This is a genomic window from Polaromonas sp. CF318, from assembly GCF_000282655.1.
Classification (GTDB): domain Bacteria; phylum Pseudomonadota; class Gammaproteobacteria; order Burkholderiales; family Burkholderiaceae_C; genus Polaromonas.
The window spans coordinates 15,137-36,800 of the sequence record NZ_AKIV01000065.1 but is presented as its reverse complement, the minus strand read 5'-3'; the positions used below and the strand labels follow the sequence as shown (position 1 = coordinate 36,800).

The window sequence follows — 21,664 nt, the reverse complement described above, 5'->3', positions numbered from 1 at the left end:
CTTGCGGTTGTTGAGGTGCCCCGACTGTGCGGCCGGCGCCCCGGAAATCATGCAGATGGCAATACAGTCCTTAAAAAATGGCTCGGGAGTATCGAATCTTGATACTCAACACCTGGCTAGGGTTGCTTCAACAGCTCGGCCATTCGCGAATTGAACAGGGCCGGATCCTCGATTTGCGGGATATGTCCGACGCCCGGCAGAACCAGCAAGCTTGACCCGGCAGCCAGCCGCTGCAGGGCCTGCGCCTGGGACAGGGGTGTGATGGTGTCCTCCTGTCCCCAGACCAGCGTGAGCGGCACGGACAGCTTGCGATAAGCCTCAGGCCTTTCGCTCAGGGACTGGCCGCTTTCGCCGGCAAACTGCACCGCCCAGTCGCCCAGGCTTTCGGTAAAGCCATGCAGCACAAAAGGCTGGCGGTAAATCGCCGTGCGCGAAGGCGTGACGACTTCCTTGCGGGCCACGAACTTGCGCAGCCAGAACTCGCTGAACAGCGGCTGGGTGCCTACCGTGGCGATAAGCGCCGTGCGCAGCGGACGAACGCCGAAGAGGCCGGCCGCCACGCCGCCGTTTTCCGCCGGCGCGGGATTTTCCCTCAGGCCGATCGCCGCGTCGACGAGGATGAGGCGACGCACGCGATCCGGCTGCAGCATGGCGGCTTCGGCAGCGGGCCCGCCGCCATAGGAATGACCCAGCAGCGTCACCGGGCCGAGCTTCAGCGCATCAATCAGGCCGACAATGCGGCGCGCCTGCGCGGCGCGGCTGTAGTCGCGCGAAGCGGGCCGCGTGCTGAAGCCGAAAGGCGGCAGGTCGACCGCGATGACGCGGTAGCCGGCGGCAGCCATGGCCTGCACGTTCTGGTCCCAGGTGCCGCTCCAGGCGCCTGTACCGTGGGTCAACAGCAGCGGCGGCGCGGCCGGGTCGCCGAACTCCTGCACGTAGAGCTCGACATCATGCGCATGCAGCCAACGCCCCTGCGCCGGTGCGGCCTGGCGCGGGCTGCGGTCCTCAACCCACAGCATGCGCACCCATGACAGCCCCAGCAGCAAAAGCAGGCACAGCAAGGCGGCGCCGACAAGCCGCAGCGCAACAGACGGCCAGCCGCGCGCGGGACGGCGTGGCGCCGGCGCCCGCTTTGCTCCGGGCCTAGTAGTCAAAGACATGCTCGACTTGCAGCTTCGCCGTTTTCCACTGCCGCAAGGCCTCGGCCAGGTGGGCCACGGGCAGCGTCATCACCACGCGCTGGGTGCCCGGCTGTGTGAGTATGGGCTGCACCAGCAGCGCCGCAGCGGGGCTTTCGGGCTTCCATGCGCCCGGCGCGAGCACGCTGACCAGGATGAAGGAATCGTTGCCGGCGATTTCGCTGAAGTTGACACCCTGCCCGGCCAGCGCCTGCGCATACGTCATAAAGGCTTCGTAGCGCGGAATGGTGACCAGCGCGGCGCCGTCCGGCAGGGGCTGCAGCAGCTTGAGCTCAGGCAGGGCCGCATCCGCCGCGGGCGCGGGCCTGGCCACCACGGCCGTCACCGGCAAGGGCGCATCGTAAATGGACTTGGTGCCCAACTTGATCAGCCTGGCGTAGGCCATCTTGACGGCATATTCGGTCGTGAGGGCAAAGCGCCGCTCCCACTTGCGAAGCATGTCGGGGCCGGTCGCGGGAACGCCCTGCCAGAGGCCGGCCATCGCCTTGCCGAAGTCGTACTCGTACCAGGGCTGCACGCGGATGAAACGCACATAGTCTTGCGCCACGGCCGCGGCATGCCGGTCTTCCGGCGTCGGGTGGCCGGCCGTCGACTCGGCAAGGCGGCCGATCAAAGTTTCGTAGGCGGACTTCAAGGCATATTCCACGCTCGTGCTGGTGCCTATCACCATGATCATGAGGTGGTAGCCGGCATTGAGGTCCAGGGCACGCCGGCGCGTCTCGTCAAACACCGCCTTGTAGCTTTCCCAGAACTGCGCGATGTGCCCGTAGTAGGGGAAGCGGCTGGGTGCGTTCGCGGCGATGAACTCACCGTATTCATAGGGGCTGAACACCAGGAACCATTCGGGGTAGGTCAGCAGCGTTTGCTCCACGCCGCGCACATGCTCGGCGCTCGCCACGGGCCTGGCGGGCGCCGCGGCGATGCCGCATGCCAAAAAAAGCCCCGCGACAAGCGCGCCCACAGCGCCCATCCGGCGGATGCCGCGCATCATGCCGGCACCCGCGCGCCGGCCTTGGTGAAGGCCAGCAAGACATTGTCGGAAGGATCATGGGCCTGCAGTTCCCGCTTGCCCGTATCGCTGAGCCCGCGCTCGCCCAGGTAGGTCACCCAATGCGCGACGGGCCTGAAATGGCGCAGTTCGCGCTGGTTGCTTTCCCAGGCCACGTTCAGGCCGGCGTTAAAGACGGCGTGCACCAGCGACACAAAGGTGTGCATTTCAGGCGTCGTGACGTCGTGGTCGCGCAGGATGAAGGTGCCGCCCGGTTTGAGCACCCTCATGATGGAAGCGACAAAACTGTCGAGCTTGTCCAGCGGGCAGTGGTGCAGGCCGATGTAGCAGGTCACCAGGTCCGCGCTGGCGTCAGGCATGGAGGCGGGCAGCGGATCGTAGTCGCCCATGGGCACAAAGCCGCCGATTTTCCGCAGGCCGCCGCGCTCCGCGATATCGACCGGCGAATTCGTCGGCGCCAGGTCGTTGACGAGGGTGATGGGGCCAGTGACGTCCACGCGCTTGCGCAGCTCGCTGATGTAGCGGCCCGTCGAGCCGATCTCGACATAACCGTCGATGCGTTTTCTGCCCTCCAGCAGGCGCAGGGTCTGGTCGGCCATCTCCTTTTTCTGCTTGAAGAGCGCGGGCAGCGCATGCGTCAGGTCGGCCAGCAGGGGCTTGATCTTCGGCAGCTCGCGCTGCAGCCGGCGGTAAATCGCCTCGTCGTCGTCAAGCTCCGCCGAAGTGCTCTTGATCAGCGTATGGAAGCGGTCTTCGGGATAAAGCCGGTAGATGTTTTGCAGGAACTTGTAAAAACCGTCACGCCAGCCGACGTCGGAAAAAACGGCCCTGAATTCCGAAGCGGGTTTGGTGTTGTCCATGGCATCAATCGAAGTGGCGGGATGAGCGGGATGGGGGGATGCGGCAAGCGTGGGAGCGTAATACGTGTCCCACAGCACGTTGCGGAACCTGAACTGCGGGTCAAGCCGCCGCTTCATCGCGAACAGCTCCTGGGCCCTCGGGTAAGCCGCGTGAAACTGCCGGGCCGTGGCGTGCGGCTGATAGGGCAGGTAGTAACTGCCACCCGCGCTGATGGCCGCGTCTATGAGTTCGCGCGTCCAGACCGACACGCGGTTGATCGCGTTGTCGCGCGTGCGCTGCTTGTAATACAGCACAAAGGCGAAGGTCTCCCCTCGGGACCAGGCCAGCAGGGTGCCCGGGTCCTGCTGCGCGTGGCGCACCGACACGTTGAGCGCGTTGACCTTGTGGCGCTGCAGGATCTCCGCCATCCTGGGCACAAAATCGTCGAAGCGTTCCACCGGGATGAAGTACTCCTGCAACACATAGGTGGTGTGCTTGCGCGAAGCGGGTTCGAGTTCCGCCACGTCGTAACCGGCTTCGAAATTGCGCCAGTGCACCTTGCGGAACCTATAGAGCAGCGGGTCGATCAGGTACTCGCGGCGCCATTTCCCCAGCGGGGTCTCCGTCACCGCCCAGACGAAGTAGCGGTTCAGCGGATAGCTCTGGCCGCCCTGCTGCAGGCGCCGCGGCTCGGTCGTCGCCTCGTCGGTGCGCGCCCAGGTCACCGAGCGGACCTTGCGGTAATGCGGCGGGTACAGGTCGGCATTGTGGAAAACGGCGTCCTGGAAATACCGGACCTTGGCCTTGAAATGGCTGATGTATTCCGCGGCGCTCATCTTGCGCGCCAGACGCTTGACCTTGACGTTGTCCGCCAGGCTCAGTTCCGCCTCGACGATCACCGCCACGCCGCCATAGCCGCCTATCACCGCGTAAAACAGCTCCGCATTCGCGGCCGGAGAAGCTTCCTGCACGCTGCCGTCGGCCAGCACGACCTTGATCGCGCGCACCGACAGCACCACCGGCCCCAGCCCCATGTAGCGGCCGTGGCAGTTGACGCTCAGCGCGCCGCCCACCGTGAAGTTGGCATAGGTCTGCATGATCTTGACGGCCAGGCCGTGCGGATCGACGAAGCGCTGGATATCGCACCAGCGTATGCCGGCCTGCACACGAATGACCTTGTCCTGCGGAAAGAAGGCCATCACCTGGTTCATGTCCCGCATGTCCAGGTGCAGGCTGCCCGGGCTGGCGGTCTGGCCGCCCATGCTGAAATGCCCGCCGCCCACGGAAACCGGCCCGTCGGTGCGGCGGATGGCATCAGCCACGTCGGCCACGGTTTTTGGCTTGCTGATGGCCCAGACCGCCACCGGGTTCAAACCGGTGACGTCGTTGACGATCAATGTGTTTTGCTGCATCCCTCGCTCCCTTTTTTTGAACCCTAGCGCACCACGAGGTAGTCGCCGCGCGCCTGCAGGGGATCCGGGCCCCATTGGTTGCCATCGGCGACGCCGCGCCTGAGCGCCAGCTGCCAGACCAGCCAGAGCGCCCCGAGCACGGGGACGGCGGCCAGCAACAGCCACCAGCCGGAGTAGTTCCGGTCATGCAGGCGCCGGATGCAGATCAGCACCAGCGCCGCCAGCACCGGCAGGTTGATCACCCAGGTCAGGATGTCGGACGATGAATTTCCGAGCGCAGCCCAGACCAGGTAGAACACTCCCCAGACGATGAGGCCATGAAGCCAGAAGCCACCGCGCGACAAACGCCCCCCGGCCTTGAAGAATTGAAGTGATTTCATGTGTTTCCCTGTTGCAGAAGTTGTGCCACCCGGACCTGCAGGTCCGCGGGCGCCACCTTTTCAGCCGCCAGAGGGGCGCCTACGTTAAGCCCCACCCGGTTGAAAAACCCCCGGCGAAAAGGCTTGCTCATCGCGGTCCCGCTTTCGACGCGGCTGAAAAACGATCCCCAGAGGTTGGTGAGCGCCATGGGCACGACGGGCACCTGCAGGCCGTCGCGCTCCGCGTTTTCCAGGATCTTCATGACGCCGCCCTTGAAGGCCTGGAGTTCGCCGTTCTTGGTGATGCCGCCTTCCGGGAAAATGGCCAGCAGGTCGCCGTCCCGCAGCACCTTGGCGGCCGCCTCGAAGGCCGCTTCGTAGAGCGCTGGGTCTTCCGTGCGCGGCGCGATGGGGATGGCCTTGGCCAGGCGGAACAGCCAGCCCAGCACCGGCATTTTGAAGATGCGGTGGTCCATCACGAAGTAGATGGGACGCGGGCTGGCGGCCATCAGCAGCACCGGGTCGACAAAACTCACATGGTTGCAGGTCAGCACGGCCGCGCCCTGCGCCGGGATGTGGTCGTCGCCGCTGATCTTGAAACGGTAGACCAGGCGCGAGGCGATCAGCGCGATAAAGCGCAGCAGGTACTCGGGCACCAGCATGAAGATGTAGAAGGCCACCACCGCATTGGCCAGGCCCACGAAGAGGAATATCTGCGGAATGCTGAAGCCGGCCTTGAGCAGGGCGCCGGCCAGGATGGCGCTGACGATCATGAACAGCGCGTTCAGAATGTTGTTGGCCGCGATGATGCGGGCCCGGTGCGTGGGCTGGCTGCGCAGCTGGATCAGGGCATACATGGGCACGCTGTACAGGCCCGCGAACAGGCTCAGCAGCGCCAGGTCAATCATCACGCGCCAGTGGGCATGCTGCGCCATGAACTCGCCCACGCTCATGATGGGCACGGCAGGCAGGCCGCGCGAGGCGAAATACAGGTCCACCGCGAACACGCTCATGCCGATGGCGCCCACCGGCACCAGGCCGATCTCCACGTGGCGCTTGCTGAGCACCTCGCAGAGCAGCGAGCCGGTCGCGATGCCGACGGAAAACACCACCAGCAGCAGGGACGCCACCTGCTCGTTGCCGTGCAGCACTTCCTTGGCAAAACTCGGGAACTGGCTCAGGAACACGGCGCCGAAGAACCACATCCAGCTGATGCCCAGCATGGAGCGGAACACCACCAGGTTGTCGCTGGCGAGCTTGAGGTTGCGCCAGGTTTCCGTCACCGGGTTCCAGTTGATCTTCAGGCCCGGGTCGGTCGCCGGCGTGAGCGGAATGAACTGCGAAACCAGCCGGCCCACCAGGGCCAGGCCCACGCAGGCCATGGCCACATAGTCGGGCCCGACCTGCGGCACGGCCACCATCAGCCCGCCCACAACCTGGCCCAGCAGGATGGCCACAAAAGTGCCCATCTCGACCATGCCGTTGCCGCCCGTGAGTTCGCGCTCGTTGAGCGCCTGCGGCAGGTAGGCGAACTTGACCGGGCCGAAGATGGTGGAATGCAGGCCCATCAGAAAGGTGCAGCCCAGCAGCACCGGCACCTGGACATTGGCGTTGCCGCTCATGAAACCGACGGCCGCGATCAGCATGATCACGACTTCGAGGTTCTTGACGAAACGGATCACCCGGGTTTTTTCGAACTTGTCGGTGAGTTGCCCGCTGGTGGCCGAGAACAGCAGGAAGGGCAGGATGAACAGCGCGCCTATGGCCAGCCCGGCCAGCGCCGGGGGCAGCCAGCTCACACTGAGCTGGTAGGTCACCATCACGGTGAAGGCGAACTTGAAGAGGTTGTCGTTGGCCGCGCCGGAAAACTGCGTCCAGAAAAAAGGCGCGAAGCGGCGCTGCTTGAGCAGCGCGAACTGGTTCGGATGCCCCTGGACAGGCGGCGGCGACACCGGCGTGGCCTTATCAACACTCATGCGTGACTCCTCGTTTTGATTGTTGTGCGACGGGCTTCGCGCCTGAGCGACTGGCCGGCTCTGTTTTTGAATGGTGCATGGGATTCTGCCCTGATTTTTCGCGCGGCCAGCAGCGCCGACACCACGGGCCAGGCGGCGCAGGCAGCCACCATGTGTTTGAGGCTGTGGCCCGACACCAGCTGGCCGGTCCACTCGTAGACCGCGTGGTCACCCAGTTCCAGCAGCTTGGCCAGCGCATAGATGGCAGTCACCAGACCCCAGCGCACCGGCAGCTCCCAGGCCTGGGCGGGACGCAGGCAGGCAAAGCCCAGGATCAGCGCCATGCCCCCTCCCTGCAGCACCGCCCAGGGCAGCACATTGCCGCCCAGCGACCAGGCATAGACGGAAAGCGGCCCCAGCACCAGCACGGCGGTGGCCAGCGCCATCCCGGCGCGCGTGCTGACGGCCCGCATCGCCGCCAGACCCAGCAAGCCGGCAAAGGCCAACACCATGCCGCCGCGGTCCCAGGCCAGGCCGGCATCGCCGGGCTGCAGGTGGTAGGCCGCGGACACCGCCGCCGTCACCCACAGCCCGCCGAAGAAAAGCCCGGCCATGGCCGCCGCCGTGGCGCTGACGGCCTGCTCACGAATGGCCCGCAGCAGCGCCCAGAGGCCGACCATGCCCCACAGCGCGAAGGGCAGGTTGCTGGTGACGTCCATCGCGTGCGGCAGCCAGCCCCAGCTGCGCTGGTCGGCGAAGTCGTGGTAGTGGGCGGGCTGCGCCACCGGAGGCCCCAGCAGCGCGGCCGCCAGCAACAGCAGGAAGACAAGGGCCAGCACACACTCACGGCGCCAGGCCAGGGCAGCCGGCCGCGCGTGCCAGGGGAGAGGCGCGACCCGGCGGTGAAGAATGGAGGGGGTGGTCTGCATGTGGAAAGCTCCTCTGTCTATATATGAGTGAGCCGCACTGTGCGGGGCGGGATGGGCCGCAGGCATCAAAATTCAGTGCGGTGGAGACACTTCAAACCCAAAGTACCGATAATCGATACCCATGAGCACCACCGCCGACCTCGTCACCGTCCTCAAAAAAGAACTCAAGGCCGCGCGCATGACGTATGCGGACCTGGCCGCCAAACTGGGCATGGCCGAATCCAGCGTCAAGCGCATGCTGGCCAAAGGGGACATGCCGCTGTCGCGCATAGACGCGATCTGCCGCGCGCTCAAGCTGGACTTTGCCGATCTCGCCAGGCGCATCGCCGACACCCAGCCGCTGCTGGCGGAACTGGCCGAGGCGCAGGAAAAAGCCGTGGTGGCCGATAAAAAGCTGCTGCTGACCGCGATTTGCGTGCTCTCGCAATGGACGCTGGAGCAGATCACCAGCAGCTACCGGCTCTCGGAGGCCGAATGCATCAAATACCTCGCGCAGCTGGACCGCATAGGCATCATCGAGCTCAAGCCTCTGAACCGCTACCGGCTCAAGCTCGCCAAGACCTTTCGCTGGCGGCCGCATGGGCCGGTGATGGACTATTTCCGCGAGAACGCCTTGCTCGACTATTTTTCCGGCGGCTTCGATGGCGAGGGCGAAGGCCTGCTGCTGGTGCACGGCTCCATCAGCCGCGGCCTGGCGCCGTCCTTCCTGGAGCGCATGCAGCGCGTGGCCCAGGATTTTGCCCAGCAGCACCAGACGGACCAGAAGCTGGGCGAGAAAGACCGCGAAGGTTTTACGCTGTTGCTGGCCATGCGGAGCTGGGAGTTTGAGGCTTTCGCCGCGCTACGCAGGTAACACCCCCGTCCAGGCTCACTTCGTGTAGCCTGTTCCCCCCTCAAGGGGGCGGCGCCTTGGGCCGGCGGAGCCGGACCCTTGGCCCCCACTGGCTTGCAGAGAAGATGCCGGAGTCAATTGCATGCAATTGCATTAGTCAACTAAGAAAATATTGGATTTACTGGTAGTATTTAGCCAAAAGAGGCCGGAAACACGGTTTTTATGCATGCAATTTCAGGTGAAATCACGATGAATACCAGCTCCACCTATGTCGGCCTGCCCATCCCCGTGGCGGCCAATCTGACCGACACCAAGTATTTTTTCCAGGCGCTGGACAATTTTTCGCGCGTGATGGCGGTACGACCGGGGGACCGGGTGCTGATGCTGGCGGACCCGCTGCTGGACCCGCGGGTGATCGACGCGGTGATCGGCATCGCCAAATCGCGCGGCGCCGAAGTGCGCATCTATATGGAGCCCAGCACCCAGGTGACGGCCGTGCCGGAAGAAGTGCACGCCATGCTCAAAAAGGCCAGTTTTGTGGTGTCGACCTGGTTCTGCTCCATCCTCGATCCTTTGTGCATCAACTTGCGCCGCACCGGCCAGCGCTGGGTCAAGATCACCTACTTTCGCAACCTCGATTTGCTGCACACGCCGCAGGCGCGTTTTCCGGTCGACCTGATCGGCGAAATCATCCGCGGCACGGCGGCCCGCTACCCGACCGAGGGCGGCTTTGACCTGCGCTTTACCGACCCGCGCGGCAGCGACTTTCGCATCAGCTTCACGCAGGAAATGCGCGCCAACCAGCTGGCCACGAATCGCTGGCGCGGCCAGATGACGGCCGAAGAAGACGGCTGCTATGTGCACTACCTGCCGACGCACGGCCCCAACCTCTGGGACCACAACTCGGTCAAGAACGACTTCAAGGCCGTGGTGCCCATGGCCGGTGTGCTGTATCCGCAGTGGGCGGTCGGCTTTGCCAAACCCTTTGAGGAAAAAATCGCCGTGCGTTTTGAGGGCGACACGATTTCGGCGGTCGACGGCATCTCGGAAGAAGCCCAGATCCTGCGCGAGATGCTGGTGGGCGGCCGCATGATCGAAGGCGGCGGCTGCGGCTTCAACCCCAAGGCGCCGCGCCACACGGTCTACCCGGCAGGTTCCAACGCGCCCGGTGCGCTGCACTTCGGCATAGACTTGGCCCAGCCCAGCGACTACATACGCCGCGTCATGCCCGACTGGGAAGAGCCGCCGGTGCACATGGACCTGATCACACTGGACGCCACGGTGACCGCGGGCGGCAGCACGCTGATCAAGGACGGCTTTTTGTGCGCGCTGCGCGACCCGGCCGTGGTGGCGATGGCCGCGCGTTACGGCGATCCGATGGAGTTGCTGGAAGCGCAGGTTTTATAACGTCCCTATGTCGCGCAAGCCGGGGGCCGCGGTCCGGCTTTGCCGGCCGCGAGGCGCCCGTCCCCTGGAAGGGGAAAAGGCGCTACACGCAGTGAGCGTCGATAGGGGTAAGCCTAGTCCTGCGCTGTGAATACGGTGAGCACGCCGGTGTAGCCGTAAAGATGGTGCCGTGCGATCTCGCCGCCGGCGAAAAAACCCACCAGCGGCACGTCACCCAGCGCGCGCCGCACGATCTGCATCTCGGCACTGGGCGCACCGAAGTGCGGCCCGCCGCGGCCTGAGCAGCTCACATAAACCGCGCCGGCGATACGTCTGGCCGCATGCGGCGCCGATTCGGCTTCCGATGCGCTCAGGGCGCTGGCGACTTCCAGCGTGACTTCCTCGGGCTCCAGCTCTTCGCGGATTTCAGCGCAGACACGGATCAGGTCGGCGCGCGCGGCTTCCATATTGCGTTCGCAAAAGGCCAGCTTCATGCCCACAGCCGGCACCTCGGCGATGGCGATGCCGCGGCGCGACGGGTCCAGCCCTATCAGGTGGCGCACCCGCACCTCGGCGCCGAACTGGCCCGCGCGCCGGCCCGCGGCGTGGGCCGCGCCATCGTCGGGAATGTCGGCCGGCCGGCTCAGGCCAACCAGCGTGGTGCGCACCTTGGCCAGCGCCTCGCGCGGCTGGTCCAGCGACACGGCCAGGTCGGCCAGCATGACGTCGAGCGCGGGCTTGCCGTCAAGCTCCGTCACCACATTGGACTCACAGGCGGTGATTTCATGGTCCGCCGACACCGGCCGGCAACCCTGGGTGATGCGCGACATCAGCGCCGCGCCCCGGCCGAAAGCCACGCCGCTCAGGCCGCCGCTGAACACGCCGCCGGCGGCACCCTGCCCCTTGACGTTGCCGTGCCCGCTGAGCGCGAACTGCACGGTGCCTGAGCGGCTGGAGGCCAGGCCGCCGAACACATAACCGCTGTCGGTGCGCTCGGCCATTTCAGCGATGAGTTCGGCCACATCGGGCGTGGCGGCGTCGGCGTGCACCAGGGCGGTGTGCGCCTTGAAGCGGCCGCTGCTGGCCGGCGGCAGCGGCGACACGCCGGAAAACACCCGGTACTGGTCGTGCGGCAGCTCGCACAGCATCACCGTGAGGGCCGGCTCATCGAAGTACTCGACATTGTTGGAGGCGATGCCCACGCCCACCGTGCCGCTCCAGTCGGTGATGTCGGGCAGCTCGGCGCTCAGGTGGTCCAGGATGTCCTGCGCATGGGCCGCATAGTGGTCGGTGATGTAAAGCAGCGCCAGCGTGGGCGACTTGGCGTAGCCGGGCAGCGCCTGGTAGGCGCGCAGCTGCGCCAGCACCAGGCCGGCCGCCATCTGCCATTGCGGATGGGTGGCGTGGCCGTAGGGGAAAAGCTTCATGGGGTCCTGGTGAAATTCAGTGGAGGTCGGGGGTGGGTCCAGCGCAGTTCAACGTGCGGTTTTGCGGGCGGCCGCCTTGCGGGCCGGCGCCTTGGCTCTGGTTTTGGCGGCGGGCTTGGCGGGCGTCTTGCCGGCGGCCGGCGTGGGCCAGCCCTGGCTGCTGCGCAGCGCGGTGTTCATGGCCGCGCGCGCGCCGCCCGCCATGGTTTTGCCCGCCGTCTCGGCCATGTTGCGGGCCATGCCCGTCGCCATGCCGGTGGCGGTTTTCATCGCGTCCTTGGCCAGGCCCGTGGCCAGATTCTTGGTCGTGTCCATCGCGGCTTTTTTGGCCGCATCCTTCATGGCGTCGGTCGCGATCGCCTGGAACTGCTGGGTCAGCGCGCCCCACCACTGCATGGGGTCGACCACCCCGGCCGGCGCGGCGGAGGCCTTGCCCTCGGCGGGGGTTTTGGCCTTGGAAGCGGCCTTGGCGGCGGGCTTGCCCGTCCCAAAACTCGTGGGCGGAACTTCCAGCCCCGAAAACGTCCGGGCCTTGTCGGCCACGCGCTGCACGCCGCCGGCCACGCTGTCGGCGACCTTGAGCTTGAAGGCGTTCGCCACGTCGCCCATGTTGAAGTTCATGCCCTTGAGCGTGGCCAGTGTCATCTTCTGCACTTCCAGCGCCTGGATGGTGGCCTTGAGCGCCGTGGCGTTCTGGTCCAGCCAGAACTGCACGGCCTTGAGCTCCTCGATGCGTTTGTCCAGCTCCTCGACATTGAGGGTAGGCGCCACCCAGTTTCCGAGGTTGGGCAGCTGCGGGATGTTCTGCGTGGCGCTGCCGGCCGCCTGTTTGGCCAGGTTCTGCAGAAAATCAAAGCCGGGCACCAGCTTGCCGAAACCGGGGAAGGAAGGGTTGTCTGCGTCACTCATGAATGTGTCTCCTGGCATGTTGTGCATGATGGCATTGAAGGGCGGGGCGGCAGGACGGCCCGGCTCGCGCCCTTGTCTTCATTGTGCAGCGCCGGGGCAGGACGTCAACCGGTTTTTGGCCCTCGCCCGCGGGCACGGCCTGATAAGCTTGCGCCATGGCCTATACCTTCGCCTCCGCCACGGTGCTCCTGCTGCTGATCACCGACCCTTTCGGCAACATCCCGATTTTTGCCAATGCCCTCAAAGGCGTGGCGCCCGAGCGGCGCATGTTCGTCATCCTGCGCGAGGTGCTGATCGCCTTTTTGCTGCTGCTGGCTTTCATGTTCGTCGGCGACGGTTTTCTGCGCCTCATGAACCTCAGCGACCTGTCGCTGCAGATCGCCGGCGCCGTTGTGATGTTTTTGATCGCGCTGCGCATGATCTTCCCCTCGGACCAGCCTGAGGCCGCGCCGCTGCTGGGCGAGCCGCTGATCGTGCCGCTGGCCATTCCCGCGCTGGCCGGCCCGTCCGCCCTGGCCACCGTGATGCTGCTGGTGTCGCAGGCGCCGGAGCGCCGGCTGGAATGGATTGCCGCGCTCTGCGTCACCATGGCCGTCTGCGCCGTGGTGCTGGTGCTGTCCGAGCGCATACAGCGCGTGGCCGGCGACCGCGTCATGATGGCGTTTGAGCGGCTGATGGGCCTGATCCTGGTGGCGATTTCGGTCGAGATGTTCCTGCGCGGCATACGGCTGTTCATCACCCAGACCGGGGCTGCCGCATGAAAAAGTCCGCGCAACGCGTGGTGCTGCTTTGCGCCTGCGCGCTGGCCTCGCCCTGGGCACATGCCGTGCAAGACTGTGAAATCAACGGCGAAAGCGTCAACCCCAACAATGGAAACACCACCGCCGGCAAGACCGGCATCATGCGCTGCAAGGACCGGGATTCAGGCCAGCTGATGCGTGAACAGGAACTGCAGGGCGGCAAGTTCATGGGCCTGGTGCGCGCCTACCAGAACGGCAAACTGCAGCGTGAATACAGCGAAAACGAGCGCGGCAACCGGCACGGCCGCGCGCGCGAGTTCGCGCCTAGCGGCCAGGTGCTGCGCGATGCCGTGTACGACAACGGCACCGAGGCCGGCCTGGCGCGCAGCTTTCACGACAACGGGCAACTGCGGCGCATCGTGTTTTACGGCCCGCGCGCGGGCGGCAGCATCGAGCAGGCCTATGCCGAATTCAACGATCGCGGCCAGCTCCAGGCCATGCGCTGCGCAGACAAGCCGCTGCTGGCGGCGCCGGCCGACGACGCCCGCTGGTGCGGTTTTTCGGGCGGCGCCTCCAAGGTCGAGCTGTTCAGCAGCAAGGGCGTGCTGAACGGCAGCAGCAGTTACCTGGCCGGAAAACGCATCCGCCATGAAACTCTGGGCGAGGGCGGCAAGCCGGATTACCTGGACGAGGTATCGGGCAGCACCCGCATCGAGCGCCATTTCAATAACGCCGGCGTGAAGCGGCGGGAAATCCAATGGAAGCTGGACGGTGAAACGCCCCGGAATTCGCTCAAGGAGCGGGAGCAGGAGTTCGCCGACAGCGGCACCCTGACGCGCGACCGGAAATGGTCCGAAGGCAAATTGGTGAGCGACCAGTCTTATTACCTCAACGGCCAGCCGCGCAGCAAAACCGAGTTTGGTGGCGAGGGCGACAGCGCCTGGTTGCAAGCCACCGATTATTTCGACAACGGAGCAGTTGCCAGGACCGGCCGCTACAGCAATTCCAGCCGCTACCGACAACTCCCCCTGGGCACACACCAGCGCTTCAACGAGGCCGGAAAGCTGGTGGCCGAATCGAGCTACGACGACCGTGGCCGCATCACACGCGAGAAAACCTGGGACGACGAAGGCAAACTGCTGAGCGATGATGCGGTATTTGAGGACGGCTCTAGAAAAGCCTATTCAAAGTAGCCGTGACTCACAAAATGCGCGTTCGCCCTGAGCAATCGAAGCCTCCTCTGATGACCTTTATCTGTGTAAATCCGCGTAATCTACGGACGAATTCTCTTTATCCGCAGATTGAAGAAGAAGGCGGAGTCCACCTGTTGGGGTTGCGCCGCTCCACTTCCCGAACGGTGAGGCGGCTCAGGGCGAACGGAAATGAGCCCTGATCAGACGTTCTCGACTATTTTCTGATCTATCGCACCGAACACCGACTGCCCATCCTTGCCCTTGGCTTCGATGCGGATCGTGTCGCCGTATTTCATGAATTCGGTCTTGGGCTTGCCGTCTTCAATGGTTTCGATCGCGCGTTTTTCGGCGATGCAACTGTAGCCGTGGCTCCAGTCCTTGTTGCTGACGGTGCCCGAACCCACGATGCTGCCGGCGCGCACATTGCGCGTCTTGCAGATGTGGGCGATCAACTGGCCGAAGTGGAAGGTCATTTCGGGGCCGGCCTCGCACATACCGACCTTGCGGCCGTTCCAGGTGCTTTGCAAGGTCAGGTGCAAACGGCCCTTGTCCCAGGCATCGCCGACCTCGTCCGGCGTTACCGCCACCGGGCTGAAGGCCGTGGCCGGCTTGCTCTGGAAGAAGCCGAAGCCCTTGGCCAGCTCGTTGGGAATGAGGTTGCGCAGCGAGACGTCATTGGCCAGCATCAGCAGGCGCACGCCCTCGAGCGCCTGGGCCGGCGTGGCGCCCATGGGCACGTCGCCCGTAATCACGGCGACTTCGGCCTCGAAGTCGATGCCGAAATCCTCGCTGGCCACCACCACGTCGTCGCAGGGGCCTATGAAGTCGTCGCTGCCGCCCTGGTACATCAGCGGATCGCTGTAAAAGCTCTCCGGCACTTCGGCATTGCGGGCCTTGCGCACCAGCTCCACATGATTGATGTAGGCCGAGCCGTCGGCCCACTGGTAGGCGCGCGGCAGCGGCGCCATGCAGCGCGAGGGCTCGAAGGGAAAGGCGTGGCGCGCCTTGCCGTTGTTCAGCGTTTCATAGAGGTCCTGCAGCTGCGGCGACATGAAGTTCCAGTCGTCCAGCACCTGCTGCAGCTTGCCCGCAATGCCGGTCGCATAATGGGCCGTGGAGAGATCGCGCGACACCACGACGAGCTGGCCGTCGCGTGAAGAGTCTTTGTAAGTGGCGAGTTTCATCGATATCCTGGTGGGTGGCTGCCGGCTTTCGCCGCAGGCCTTGATTGTGCCGTGTATGCCGTGGCCGGCGGCGGTGTCCGGACCCGCGTTACGATCCATGCATCCCGGCCCGACGGGTCACCCGAAATTCTAGTCAAGCCCCCAAGCCCATGAAAGCAAGCCCCGGCGCCACCGCCCCCGCACGCCGCAGCACGGCGCCGCAGCGCGCGGGCATACAGTCGCTCGAAGTCGGTTTTGCCCTGCTGGAAGTGCTCTCCAGCTCGCCCGGCGCCCTGATGCTGCGCGACCTGGCGGCGGCGGCCGGCATGAGCGCGGCCAAGGCCCACCGTTACCTGGTGAGCTTCCAGCGGCTGGGCCTGGTGGTCCAGGACCCGGCCACCACGCTGTACGACCTGGGCCCGGCGGCGCTCAAGCTGGGGCTGGCGTCCCTTTCCAGGCTGGACAGCGTGAAACTGGCCCGGCAGCGCCTGCAGCCCCTGATGGCGCAGACCGGCCAGACCCTGGCCCTGGCCGTCTGGGGCAACCAGGGGCCCACGCTGGTGCACTGGGAAGAGTCACCGCGGGCGGTGACGGTCAACCTGCGGCTGGGCGACGTGATGCCGCTGCTGTCTTCGGCCACCGGCCTGTGCTTTACCGCGTTTTCATCGCCGCGCCTGCTGGCCGCCGGCAGGCCGCAGGGCCGGCTGGCGCTGCTGGTCAAGGACGAGCTCGCGCGCAACCAGAAGCTGGCGCGCCAGGACGTCCCCACCACCATGGCCGGCCTGGCCGAAGTGCTGGAAGAAGTGCGCCGCCGCGGCATCGCGCGCGCCGTCAATACCTTGCTGCCGGGCGTGGCCGGCTTTTGCGCGCCGGTCTTCGACGCCGACGGCCACCTGGCCCTGGGCATGGTGGCGCTGGGTTCGCTGGCCACCTTTGACGCCGACTGGGACGGCGCGGTGGCCCGGCCCCTGGCGGCGGCGGCCCGGCAACTTTCCCGCGACCTGGGCTTCGAAGCGGCATGAGCACGCCGGCGCCCGCCTCCCTCCACACCGCGCCGCCACGGCGCGCGCTGGCTTTGCTGGCCATGCTGGTGCTGATCGTGCATACGCTGGTGCTGACCTTCGTGCCGGCGCGCTTCGGCCTCGGACGGGACACCGCGCCGCTGACCGAGCGGCCCTTCGTGACGCGCATCATTGCGCCGCCGCAACCGGCCCCGGCGCCCGAGACAGCGCCCGCACCTGCAAGAAAAAAGCCGGTGGCGGCCATGGCAGACCCCGCAGAAGAGGACAACGAGGTCGAGCCCGTGCGGGCGCCCAAACAGCGGCCAGCCGACTACGTGCCCGACGCGCCCACCCCCACAGACCTGCTCGCGGAGGCAGCCGCCAGGGCCGAAGCCCCCGCCGCGAGCGCATCCGAGGCCGCGCCCGCCGGCCCCGCCGAGGCGCCGGTGACCACCATCGCCTTGCCCGCGAGCATCGTGCTCGACTACAAAATGACCGGCAGCGCCAAGGGCTTGAACTACCACGCGAACGCCGAATTGCGCTGGCAGAACACCGGCGACGCCTATGACGCCCTGATGCGCGTCAGCGCCCTGTTCCTCGGTTCGCGCAGCATGGCCAGCACCGGGCAGCTGGGCCCCGAGGGCCTGGCACCCACGCGCTTTTCAGACAAATCCAGAACCGAAGTGGCTGCGCATTTTGAGCCCGAGAAAAACCAGATCAGCTTCAGCGCCAACACGCCCACACTGCCCTGGGTCAAGGGCGCGCAAGACCGGGTCAGCGTGTTCATGCAATTGGGCGGCATGCTGGCGGGCAACCCGGCAGGGTTTCCGGCAGGCTCCACCATCTCGATCTACACCGTGGGGCCGCGCGATGCCGAAACCTGGACTTTCCTGGTGGAGGCCGAGGAAAAAATGTCCCTGCCTTTCGGCGAACTGGCCGCGGTCAAGCTCACACGCCAGCCGCGGCGTGAATTCGACCAGAAAGTCGAGATCTGGTACGCGCCCTCACTGGGCTACCTGCCGGTGCGCAACAAGATCACCCAGTCCAACGGGGATTTCATCGACCAGCAGCTCCGCGCCCTCAGCAAGGGTTGAGGACCTCTTATCCCGCGCTGGACCGCGTTGCGATTGCCGCACGCTGGTGCCCACTTTTTGTGCGGTTTCACACGCTGTACCGCGTCTTTACCGAACACTTGCATGCCGTAGCGTGCCAACTCTTGAACTTGGCCTCATCGTAGCTATCTGACGAGAAAGGACTTCACCATGCAAATGCTTTACGACTCCGACTCCTTTGCCGTGCTGCAGATTCACGCGAATGCGCCGGAAGAATCCGCACCCGCGCCCGCCGTTCCCCAGCTGGCCCGCCACGGCTTTGAAATCGTGGACAAACGCTCGGGCAAAGAGGTCTACCTGGATGGCTCCTGGGCCGAAATGTTCCAGCAGCGCCTGAGCGCATGGGCACAGAACACGCCCACGCAGGAAGAAATCGAAGATACGCTGGAGGGCTACAGCGGGCTGGCAAACACTCCCATGTCACTTCACTAGCCCCCACGGTCACTCACTTCGTGTAGTTCCCTGCCCCCCGAGGGGGCCGCTGCGCCTGCGGCCCGGCAAAGCCGGTTCCGCGGCCCCTACTTGATTGAAGAGGCCACGCGCTTACTCTGCGGGTGGGATTTCGGCTTGCGCGGCTGAGTGCTTCTCGTAGATCCACCGGTACATGGGTTCGGCCAGCAACAGTACGGCCGCCAGCCGTGTGACGTGAAAGGCCGTGACCACCGGCACACCCAGCTGCAGGACCTTGGCCGTGATGGCCATTTCGGCGATTCCGCCCGGTGAGGTGCCCAGCAGCAGCGTGGCCCAGTGCAGGCTGGTGAATTGGGCCAGCGACCACGCAAACCCCGCGCACAGCGCGATCATTCCCAGCGTGGCCAGCGCCACCGAACCCAGCCAGCGCGGTGCCATGTGCACAAAGCCGCTGGTAAAACGCACACCCAGGCTGATGCCTATGACCAGCTGCGCGGCATTGGTCATCCACTGCGGCAGGGCTGAGAGCGTGAAGCCAAAGGCCGTCAGCAGCAGCGACACCACCAATGCGCCTATGAACCAGGGGTTGGTGCGCTCCAGCTTGAGCATGATCCAGCAGCCTATGCCGGTCAGCGCGGCCAGCAAAGCCAGGCCGGGCCACTGCACCACGCGCGCGCCCGGCAGGGTGGCATCCAGCCCGTGCAGGCCCGCCCACTGGAAACCGAAGGGAATGACCAACGTGACCAGCAGCACGCGCAGGCTGTGCGCCGAGGCCACCAGGTCGGTCTGCGCGCCGTGGCGCTCGGCCATCAGCGTCATTTCCGAGGCAGCGCCTATGGGCGCGGCAAAGTAGGTCGTGATGCGCGACAGGCCTTTCACCTGGAACGGCCCGGGGCCATGGTGCACCCGGTAAAGCCAGGCCCCGAAAGCCAGCCCCAGGGCCAATGCCCAGACGATGTTCAGCACAATAGCCCACCACAGGCCGGCGAGCAGGGTGACGACCTGCGGCGTGAAGTAAAGCCCCAGCGCGCAGCCGATCACCCATTGCCCGGTGTTGCGCAGCGGCGTCCAGCTGGCCGTTGGGCCGCCCAGCATGGAGACCACAGCGGTCGCCAGCAGCGGGCCGATCATCCAGGGCAAAGGCGTGCGCAACCAGACGCACAGCGAGGCGGCAGCCCAGGCAATAAGCAGCGTCAGGACGACGCGCGTGGAAAAGGCGCGGGCGGGGAGGGAAAAGAACGGCATGGCTTAGGGCGCGGCCGACAAAAAACCGGCTGGAGGCAGTAGTATCCATCGATGCCTTATTTTGCCGCCCCTCGTCCTTTGGCATGGCTTGCCTGCACCGCCGCGATGGCCCTGGCCGCCGGCTGCGCGGGCCGGCCCGAGGCGCCCATCCTGCAGGCGCCCGGCCTTGAAAGCGCGCAAACCTCCGCCCGGCTGGAAGCCGTGCTTCCGGCGGAGGTACTGATCCTCGGCGAGCAGCACGATGCGGCCGAACACCAGCAGATCCAGCAGCAGGTCGTCGCATTGCTCGCGGCGCGCGGCACACTGGCCGCACTGGCGCTGGAAATGGCCGACACCGGCGCCAGCACCTCCGCGCTCAAGCCCAGCGCCACCGAGCAGCAGGTGCGCAACGCGCTGGCCTGGAACGACAAGGGCTGGCCCTGGGCCACCTACGGTCCCGCCGTGATGACGGCCGTGCGCGCCGGCGTGCCGGTGCTGGGCGCCAACCTGCCGCGCGCGCTGATGCCGGCCCGCATGGCCGACAGCCGGCTCGACCAGCAGTTGCCGGGCCCGGCCCTGAAGGCGCAGCAGCAGTTGATGCGCACCGGCCACTGCAACCTGCTGCCCGAGAGCCAGGTCACGCCCATGGCACGCCTGCAGATCGCCAAGGACATCACCATGGCCAACACCCTGGCCCAGGCCGCCTTGCCGGGGAAAACCGTGCTGCTGCTGGCCGGCAGCGGCCACGCGGACCGCCAGCTGGGCGTGCCGCAGCACCTGCCCGCGGACGTGAAGGCCAAGGCCGTTCGCCTGCGCGCCGGCGGCGCCGCGACCAGCGACAAGGCCGAGGCCTTCGATGCCGTGTGGGAAACGCCCGCCCTGCCCGAAAAAGACTACTGCGCGGGCCTGGACAAACAGCTGGCGCCAAAAAAGTAGGCCCCCACGCTTTTCACTTCGTGTAATGCGCTGCCCCTCGAGGGGGCCGCCCGCCTGCGGCCCGGCAAAGCCGGTTCCGCGGCTCATGCTGGCTTGAAGATTCAGGGTGTCACTAGCGGGGTGGTATTTCACCAGTGGGGGCCGAGGGTCCGGCTCCGCCGGCCCCAGGCGCCGCCCCCTTGAGGGGGAGCAAGCTACACGCAGTGAGCTTGGACAGGGGTGAACCCGTTCTCAGGCGTACTTGCGGATCGCGTCGGCCACCACGTTGACGATGCGGTCTATGTGCTCTTTCTCCACGATGTAGGGCGGGCAGACCACGATGTTGTCGGCCGCCGGCCGCACCAGCACGCCATGGTGGAAGCATTCCATGAAGACGTCGTAAGCACGCTTGCCGGGCGCGCCGGCCACGGGCGCCAGTTCCACCGCGCCGGCCATGCCCAGGGCGCGGATGCCGATCACATTGGGCAGGCCCTTGAGGCCGCTGTGCATGGCGTCGCCCAGCACCTTGCCCATTTGCCCGGCGCGCTCATAGAGCTTTTCTTCCTTGAACAGGCTGAGCGTCGCGATCGCCGCCGCGCAGGCCACCGGGTGGCCCGAATAGGTGTACCCATGGAAAAACTCGATGGCATGCTCGGGCGCGCCGCTGTTGGCGTTCATCATGCCGTCGTAAATGCGGTCCGAGCAGATCACGCCGCCCAGCGGGATCACGCCGTTGGTCACGCACTTGGCGAAATTCAACATGTCGGGCACCACGCCGTAGTAGTCGGCGCCGAAGCCCGTGCCCAGGCGGCCGAAGCCGGTGATGACCTCGTCGAAGATCAGCAGGATGCCGTGCTTGTCGCAGATCTCGCGCAGGCGCTTGAGGTAGCCCTTGGGCGGCAGATACCAGCCGGCACTGCCGGCCACGGGCTCCACGATGACGGCGGCCACATTGCTGGGGTCGTGCAGCGGCAGGATGCGGTTTTCCAGTTCCAGCAACGGGTCTTCCTCCCACACAGGCTCGGCGCCGTTGATGTAGGCGTGCTTGACCGGGTCGTGGATGAAGCGCATATGGTCCACGCGCGGCAGCAGCGCGGCGCCGTAGACCTTGCGGTTGGCCGGAATGCCGCCCACGCTCATGCCGCCGAAACCGACGCCGTGGTAGCCCTTTTCGCGGCCTATGAAGATGTTGCGGTGGCCTTCGCCGCGCGCGCGGTGGTAGGCCAGCGCGACCTTGAGCGAGGTGTCGGCCGCTTCCGAGCCCGAGTTGCAGAACAGCACCTTGTTGAGGTCGCCGGGCGCCATGCCGGCGATGACTTCGGCGGCCTTGAAGGCCTGGTCGTTGCTGGCCTGGAAGGCGGTCGCGTAGTCCAGCGTGTCCAGCTGCTTCTTGATGGCATCGTTGATGGGCTTTCGGTTGTGGCCGGCGCCCACGCACCACAGGCTGGAGATGCCGTCGATGACCTGCTTGCCGTCATGCGTGGTGAAGTGCATGCCGTCGGCGGCCACGAACACGCGTGGATCCTTCTTGAAGCTGCGATTCGGCGTGAAAGGGAGCCAGTGGTGCTCCATGTTGAAGTCCTGATAGGCCATGGCGTGTTTCCTGCGTCTGAAAGGGGGTGTTCTGGCATTCTGGCACTTCCGGGCG

The 21,664-nt window shown here is 65.9% G+C and carries 19 protein-coding genes; 8 read left to right on the top strand and 11 right to left on the bottom strand.

The window, feature by feature from the left end; translation table 11 throughout:
* Window positions 1-116 precede the first annotated feature (116 nt).
* Genes PMI15_RS24050 through PMI15_RS12645 form a run of 6 tightly spaced genes read right to left on the bottom strand, consistent with a single transcriptional unit; the run spans window position 117 to window position 7,703 of the window.
* The gene (locus PMI15_RS24050; protein ID WP_007869179.1) at window positions 117-1,160 is read right to left on the bottom strand and encodes an alpha/beta fold hydrolase; all 1,044 of its coding nucleotides are present in this window, start codon (window positions 1,158-1,160) and stop codon (window positions 117-119) included.
* A complete protein-coding gene (locus PMI15_RS24810) occupies window positions 1,144-2,190 on the bottom strand; it encodes a hypothetical protein (RefSeq protein WP_007869176.1) in 1,047 nt (348 codons plus the stop codon). The genes PMI15_RS24050 and PMI15_RS24810 overlap by 17 nt, the downstream gene beginning before the upstream one ends.
* Entirely contained in the window at window positions 2,187-4,460 is a 2,274-nt protein-coding gene (locus PMI15_RS12660) for an FAD-binding protein (protein ID WP_007869172.1), read from the bottom strand. Before PMI15_RS12660 ends, PMI15_RS24810 begins: the two co-directional genes overlap by 4 nt.
* A 23-nt stretch (window positions 4,461-4,483) precedes the next feature.
* Window positions 4,484-4,840, bottom strand: coding sequence for a DUF805 domain-containing protein (locus PMI15_RS12655; protein WP_007869170.1), 357 nt, complete (start codon window positions 4,838-4,840; stop codon window positions 4,484-4,486).
* On the bottom strand, window positions 4,837-6,795 hold the full coding sequence (locus PMI15_RS12650) for an MFS transporter (protein ID WP_007869167.1): 1,959 nt from the start codon (window positions 6,793-6,795) through the stop codon (window positions 4,837-4,839). Before PMI15_RS12650 ends, PMI15_RS12655 begins: the two co-directional genes overlap by 4 nt.
* On the bottom strand, window positions 6,792-7,703 hold the full coding sequence (locus tag PMI15_RS12645; protein WP_007869164.1) for a hypothetical protein: 912 nt from the start codon (window positions 7,701-7,703) through the stop codon (window positions 6,792-6,794). Before PMI15_RS12645 ends, PMI15_RS12650 begins: the two co-directional genes overlap by 4 nt.
* Before the next feature lie 121 nt (window positions 7,704-7,824).
* On the opposite strand from PMI15_RS12645, the gene PMI15_RS12640 reads away from it, so the two are divergent.
* Both PMI15_RS12640 and PMI15_RS12635 read left to right on the top strand, forming a co-directional pair.
* Window positions 7,825-8,556, top strand: coding sequence for a helix-turn-helix transcriptional regulator (locus PMI15_RS12640; RefSeq protein ID WP_007869162.1), 732 nt, complete (start codon window positions 7,825-7,827; stop codon window positions 8,554-8,556).
* A 228-nt stretch (window positions 8,557-8,784) separates the two neighbouring features.
* Window positions 8,785-9,942 (top strand): hypothetical protein, encoded by a 1,158-nt coding sequence (locus PMI15_RS12635; RefSeq protein WP_007869160.1) that lies wholly within the window; start codon window positions 8,785-8,787, stop codon window positions 9,940-9,942.
* Between the two features lie 113 nt (window positions 9,943-10,055).
* Here the strand turns inward: PMI15_RS12635 and PMI15_RS12630 are convergent, their stop codons facing one another.
* Both PMI15_RS12630 and PMI15_RS12625 read right to left on the bottom strand, forming a co-directional pair.
* Window positions 10,056-11,348, bottom strand: coding sequence for an FIST N-terminal domain-containing protein (locus PMI15_RS12630; RefSeq protein ID WP_007869158.1), 1,293 nt, complete (start codon window positions 11,346-11,348; stop codon window positions 10,056-10,058).
* 48 nt (window positions 11,349-11,396) lie between these two features.
* Window positions 11,397-12,257, bottom strand: coding sequence for a PhaM family polyhydroxyalkanoate granule multifunctional regulatory protein (locus tag PMI15_RS12625; RefSeq protein WP_007869156.1), 861 nt, complete (start codon window positions 12,255-12,257; stop codon window positions 11,397-11,399).
* Between the two features lie 155 nt (window positions 12,258-12,412).
* Between PMI15_RS12625 and PMI15_RS12620 the strand changes: the two genes are divergently transcribed.
* Both PMI15_RS12620 and PMI15_RS12615 read left to right on the top strand, forming a co-directional pair.
* Complete coding sequence (locus PMI15_RS12620) at window positions 12,413-13,018, top strand: MarC family protein (protein WP_007869154.1); 606 nt, start codon at window positions 12,413-12,415, stop codon at window positions 13,016-13,018.
* A complete protein-coding gene (locus tag PMI15_RS12615; protein WP_007869152.1) occupies window positions 13,015-14,190 on the top strand; it encodes a toxin-antitoxin system YwqK family antitoxin in 1,176 nt (391 codons plus the stop codon). Before PMI15_RS12620 ends, PMI15_RS12615 begins: the two co-directional genes overlap by 4 nt.
* A gap of 200 nt (window positions 14,191-14,390) precedes the next feature.
* On the opposite strand, the gene PMI15_RS12610 is transcribed toward PMI15_RS12615, so the two are convergent.
* The gene (locus PMI15_RS12610; RefSeq protein ID WP_007869150.1) at window positions 14,391-15,374 is read right to left on the bottom strand and encodes a fumarylacetoacetate hydrolase family protein; all 984 of its coding nucleotides are present in this window, start codon (window positions 15,372-15,374) and stop codon (window positions 14,391-14,393) included.
* A 149-nt stretch (window positions 15,375-15,523) separates the two neighbouring features.
* Between PMI15_RS12610 and PMI15_RS12605 the strand changes: the two genes are divergently transcribed.
* From PMI15_RS12605 to PMI15_RS12595, 3 genes are all read left to right on the top strand, one after another.
* Entirely contained in the window at window positions 15,524-16,375 is an 852-nt protein-coding gene (locus PMI15_RS12605) for an IclR family transcriptional regulator (RefSeq protein ID WP_007869149.1), read from the top strand.
* Window positions 16,372-17,448: a DUF3108 domain-containing protein gene (locus tag PMI15_RS12600; RefSeq protein ID WP_007869147.1), complete on the top strand. Its 1,077-nt coding sequence runs from the start codon at window positions 16,372-16,374 to the stop codon at window positions 17,446-17,448. The genes PMI15_RS12605 and PMI15_RS12600 overlap by 4 nt, the downstream gene beginning before the upstream one ends.
* A gap of 168 nt (window positions 17,449-17,616) precedes the next feature.
* Window positions 17,617-17,898 carry a DUF3567 domain-containing protein gene (locus PMI15_RS12595; RefSeq protein WP_007869145.1) on the top strand — a complete coding sequence of 94 codons (282 nt, stop codon included), beginning with the start codon at window positions 17,617-17,619 and terminating at the stop codon, window positions 17,896-17,898.
* Between the two features lie 111 nt (window positions 17,899-18,009).
* Here PMI15_RS12595 and PMI15_RS12590 read toward each other — a convergent pair whose 3' ends face one another.
* Window positions 18,010-19,122, bottom strand: coding sequence for an AbrB family transcriptional regulator (locus tag PMI15_RS12590; protein WP_007869144.1), 1,113 nt, complete (start codon window positions 19,120-19,122; stop codon window positions 18,010-18,012).
* 105 nt (window positions 19,123-19,227) lie between these two features.
* On the opposite strand from PMI15_RS12590, the gene PMI15_RS12585 reads away from it, so the two are divergent.
* Window positions 19,228-20,037, top strand: a complete 810-nt coding sequence (locus PMI15_RS12585; RefSeq protein ID WP_007869142.1) for a ChaN family lipoprotein — start codon at window positions 19,228-19,230, stop codon at window positions 20,035-20,037.
* 231 nt (window positions 20,038-20,268) lie between these two features.
* Here the strand turns inward: PMI15_RS12585 and PMI15_RS12580 are convergent, their stop codons facing one another.
* Window positions 20,269-21,609: an aminotransferase class III-fold pyridoxal phosphate-dependent enzyme gene (locus PMI15_RS12580; protein WP_007869140.1), complete on the bottom strand. Its 1,341-nt coding sequence runs from the start codon at window positions 21,607-21,609 to the stop codon at window positions 20,269-20,271.
* Window positions 21,610-21,664 lie beyond the last annotated feature (55 nt).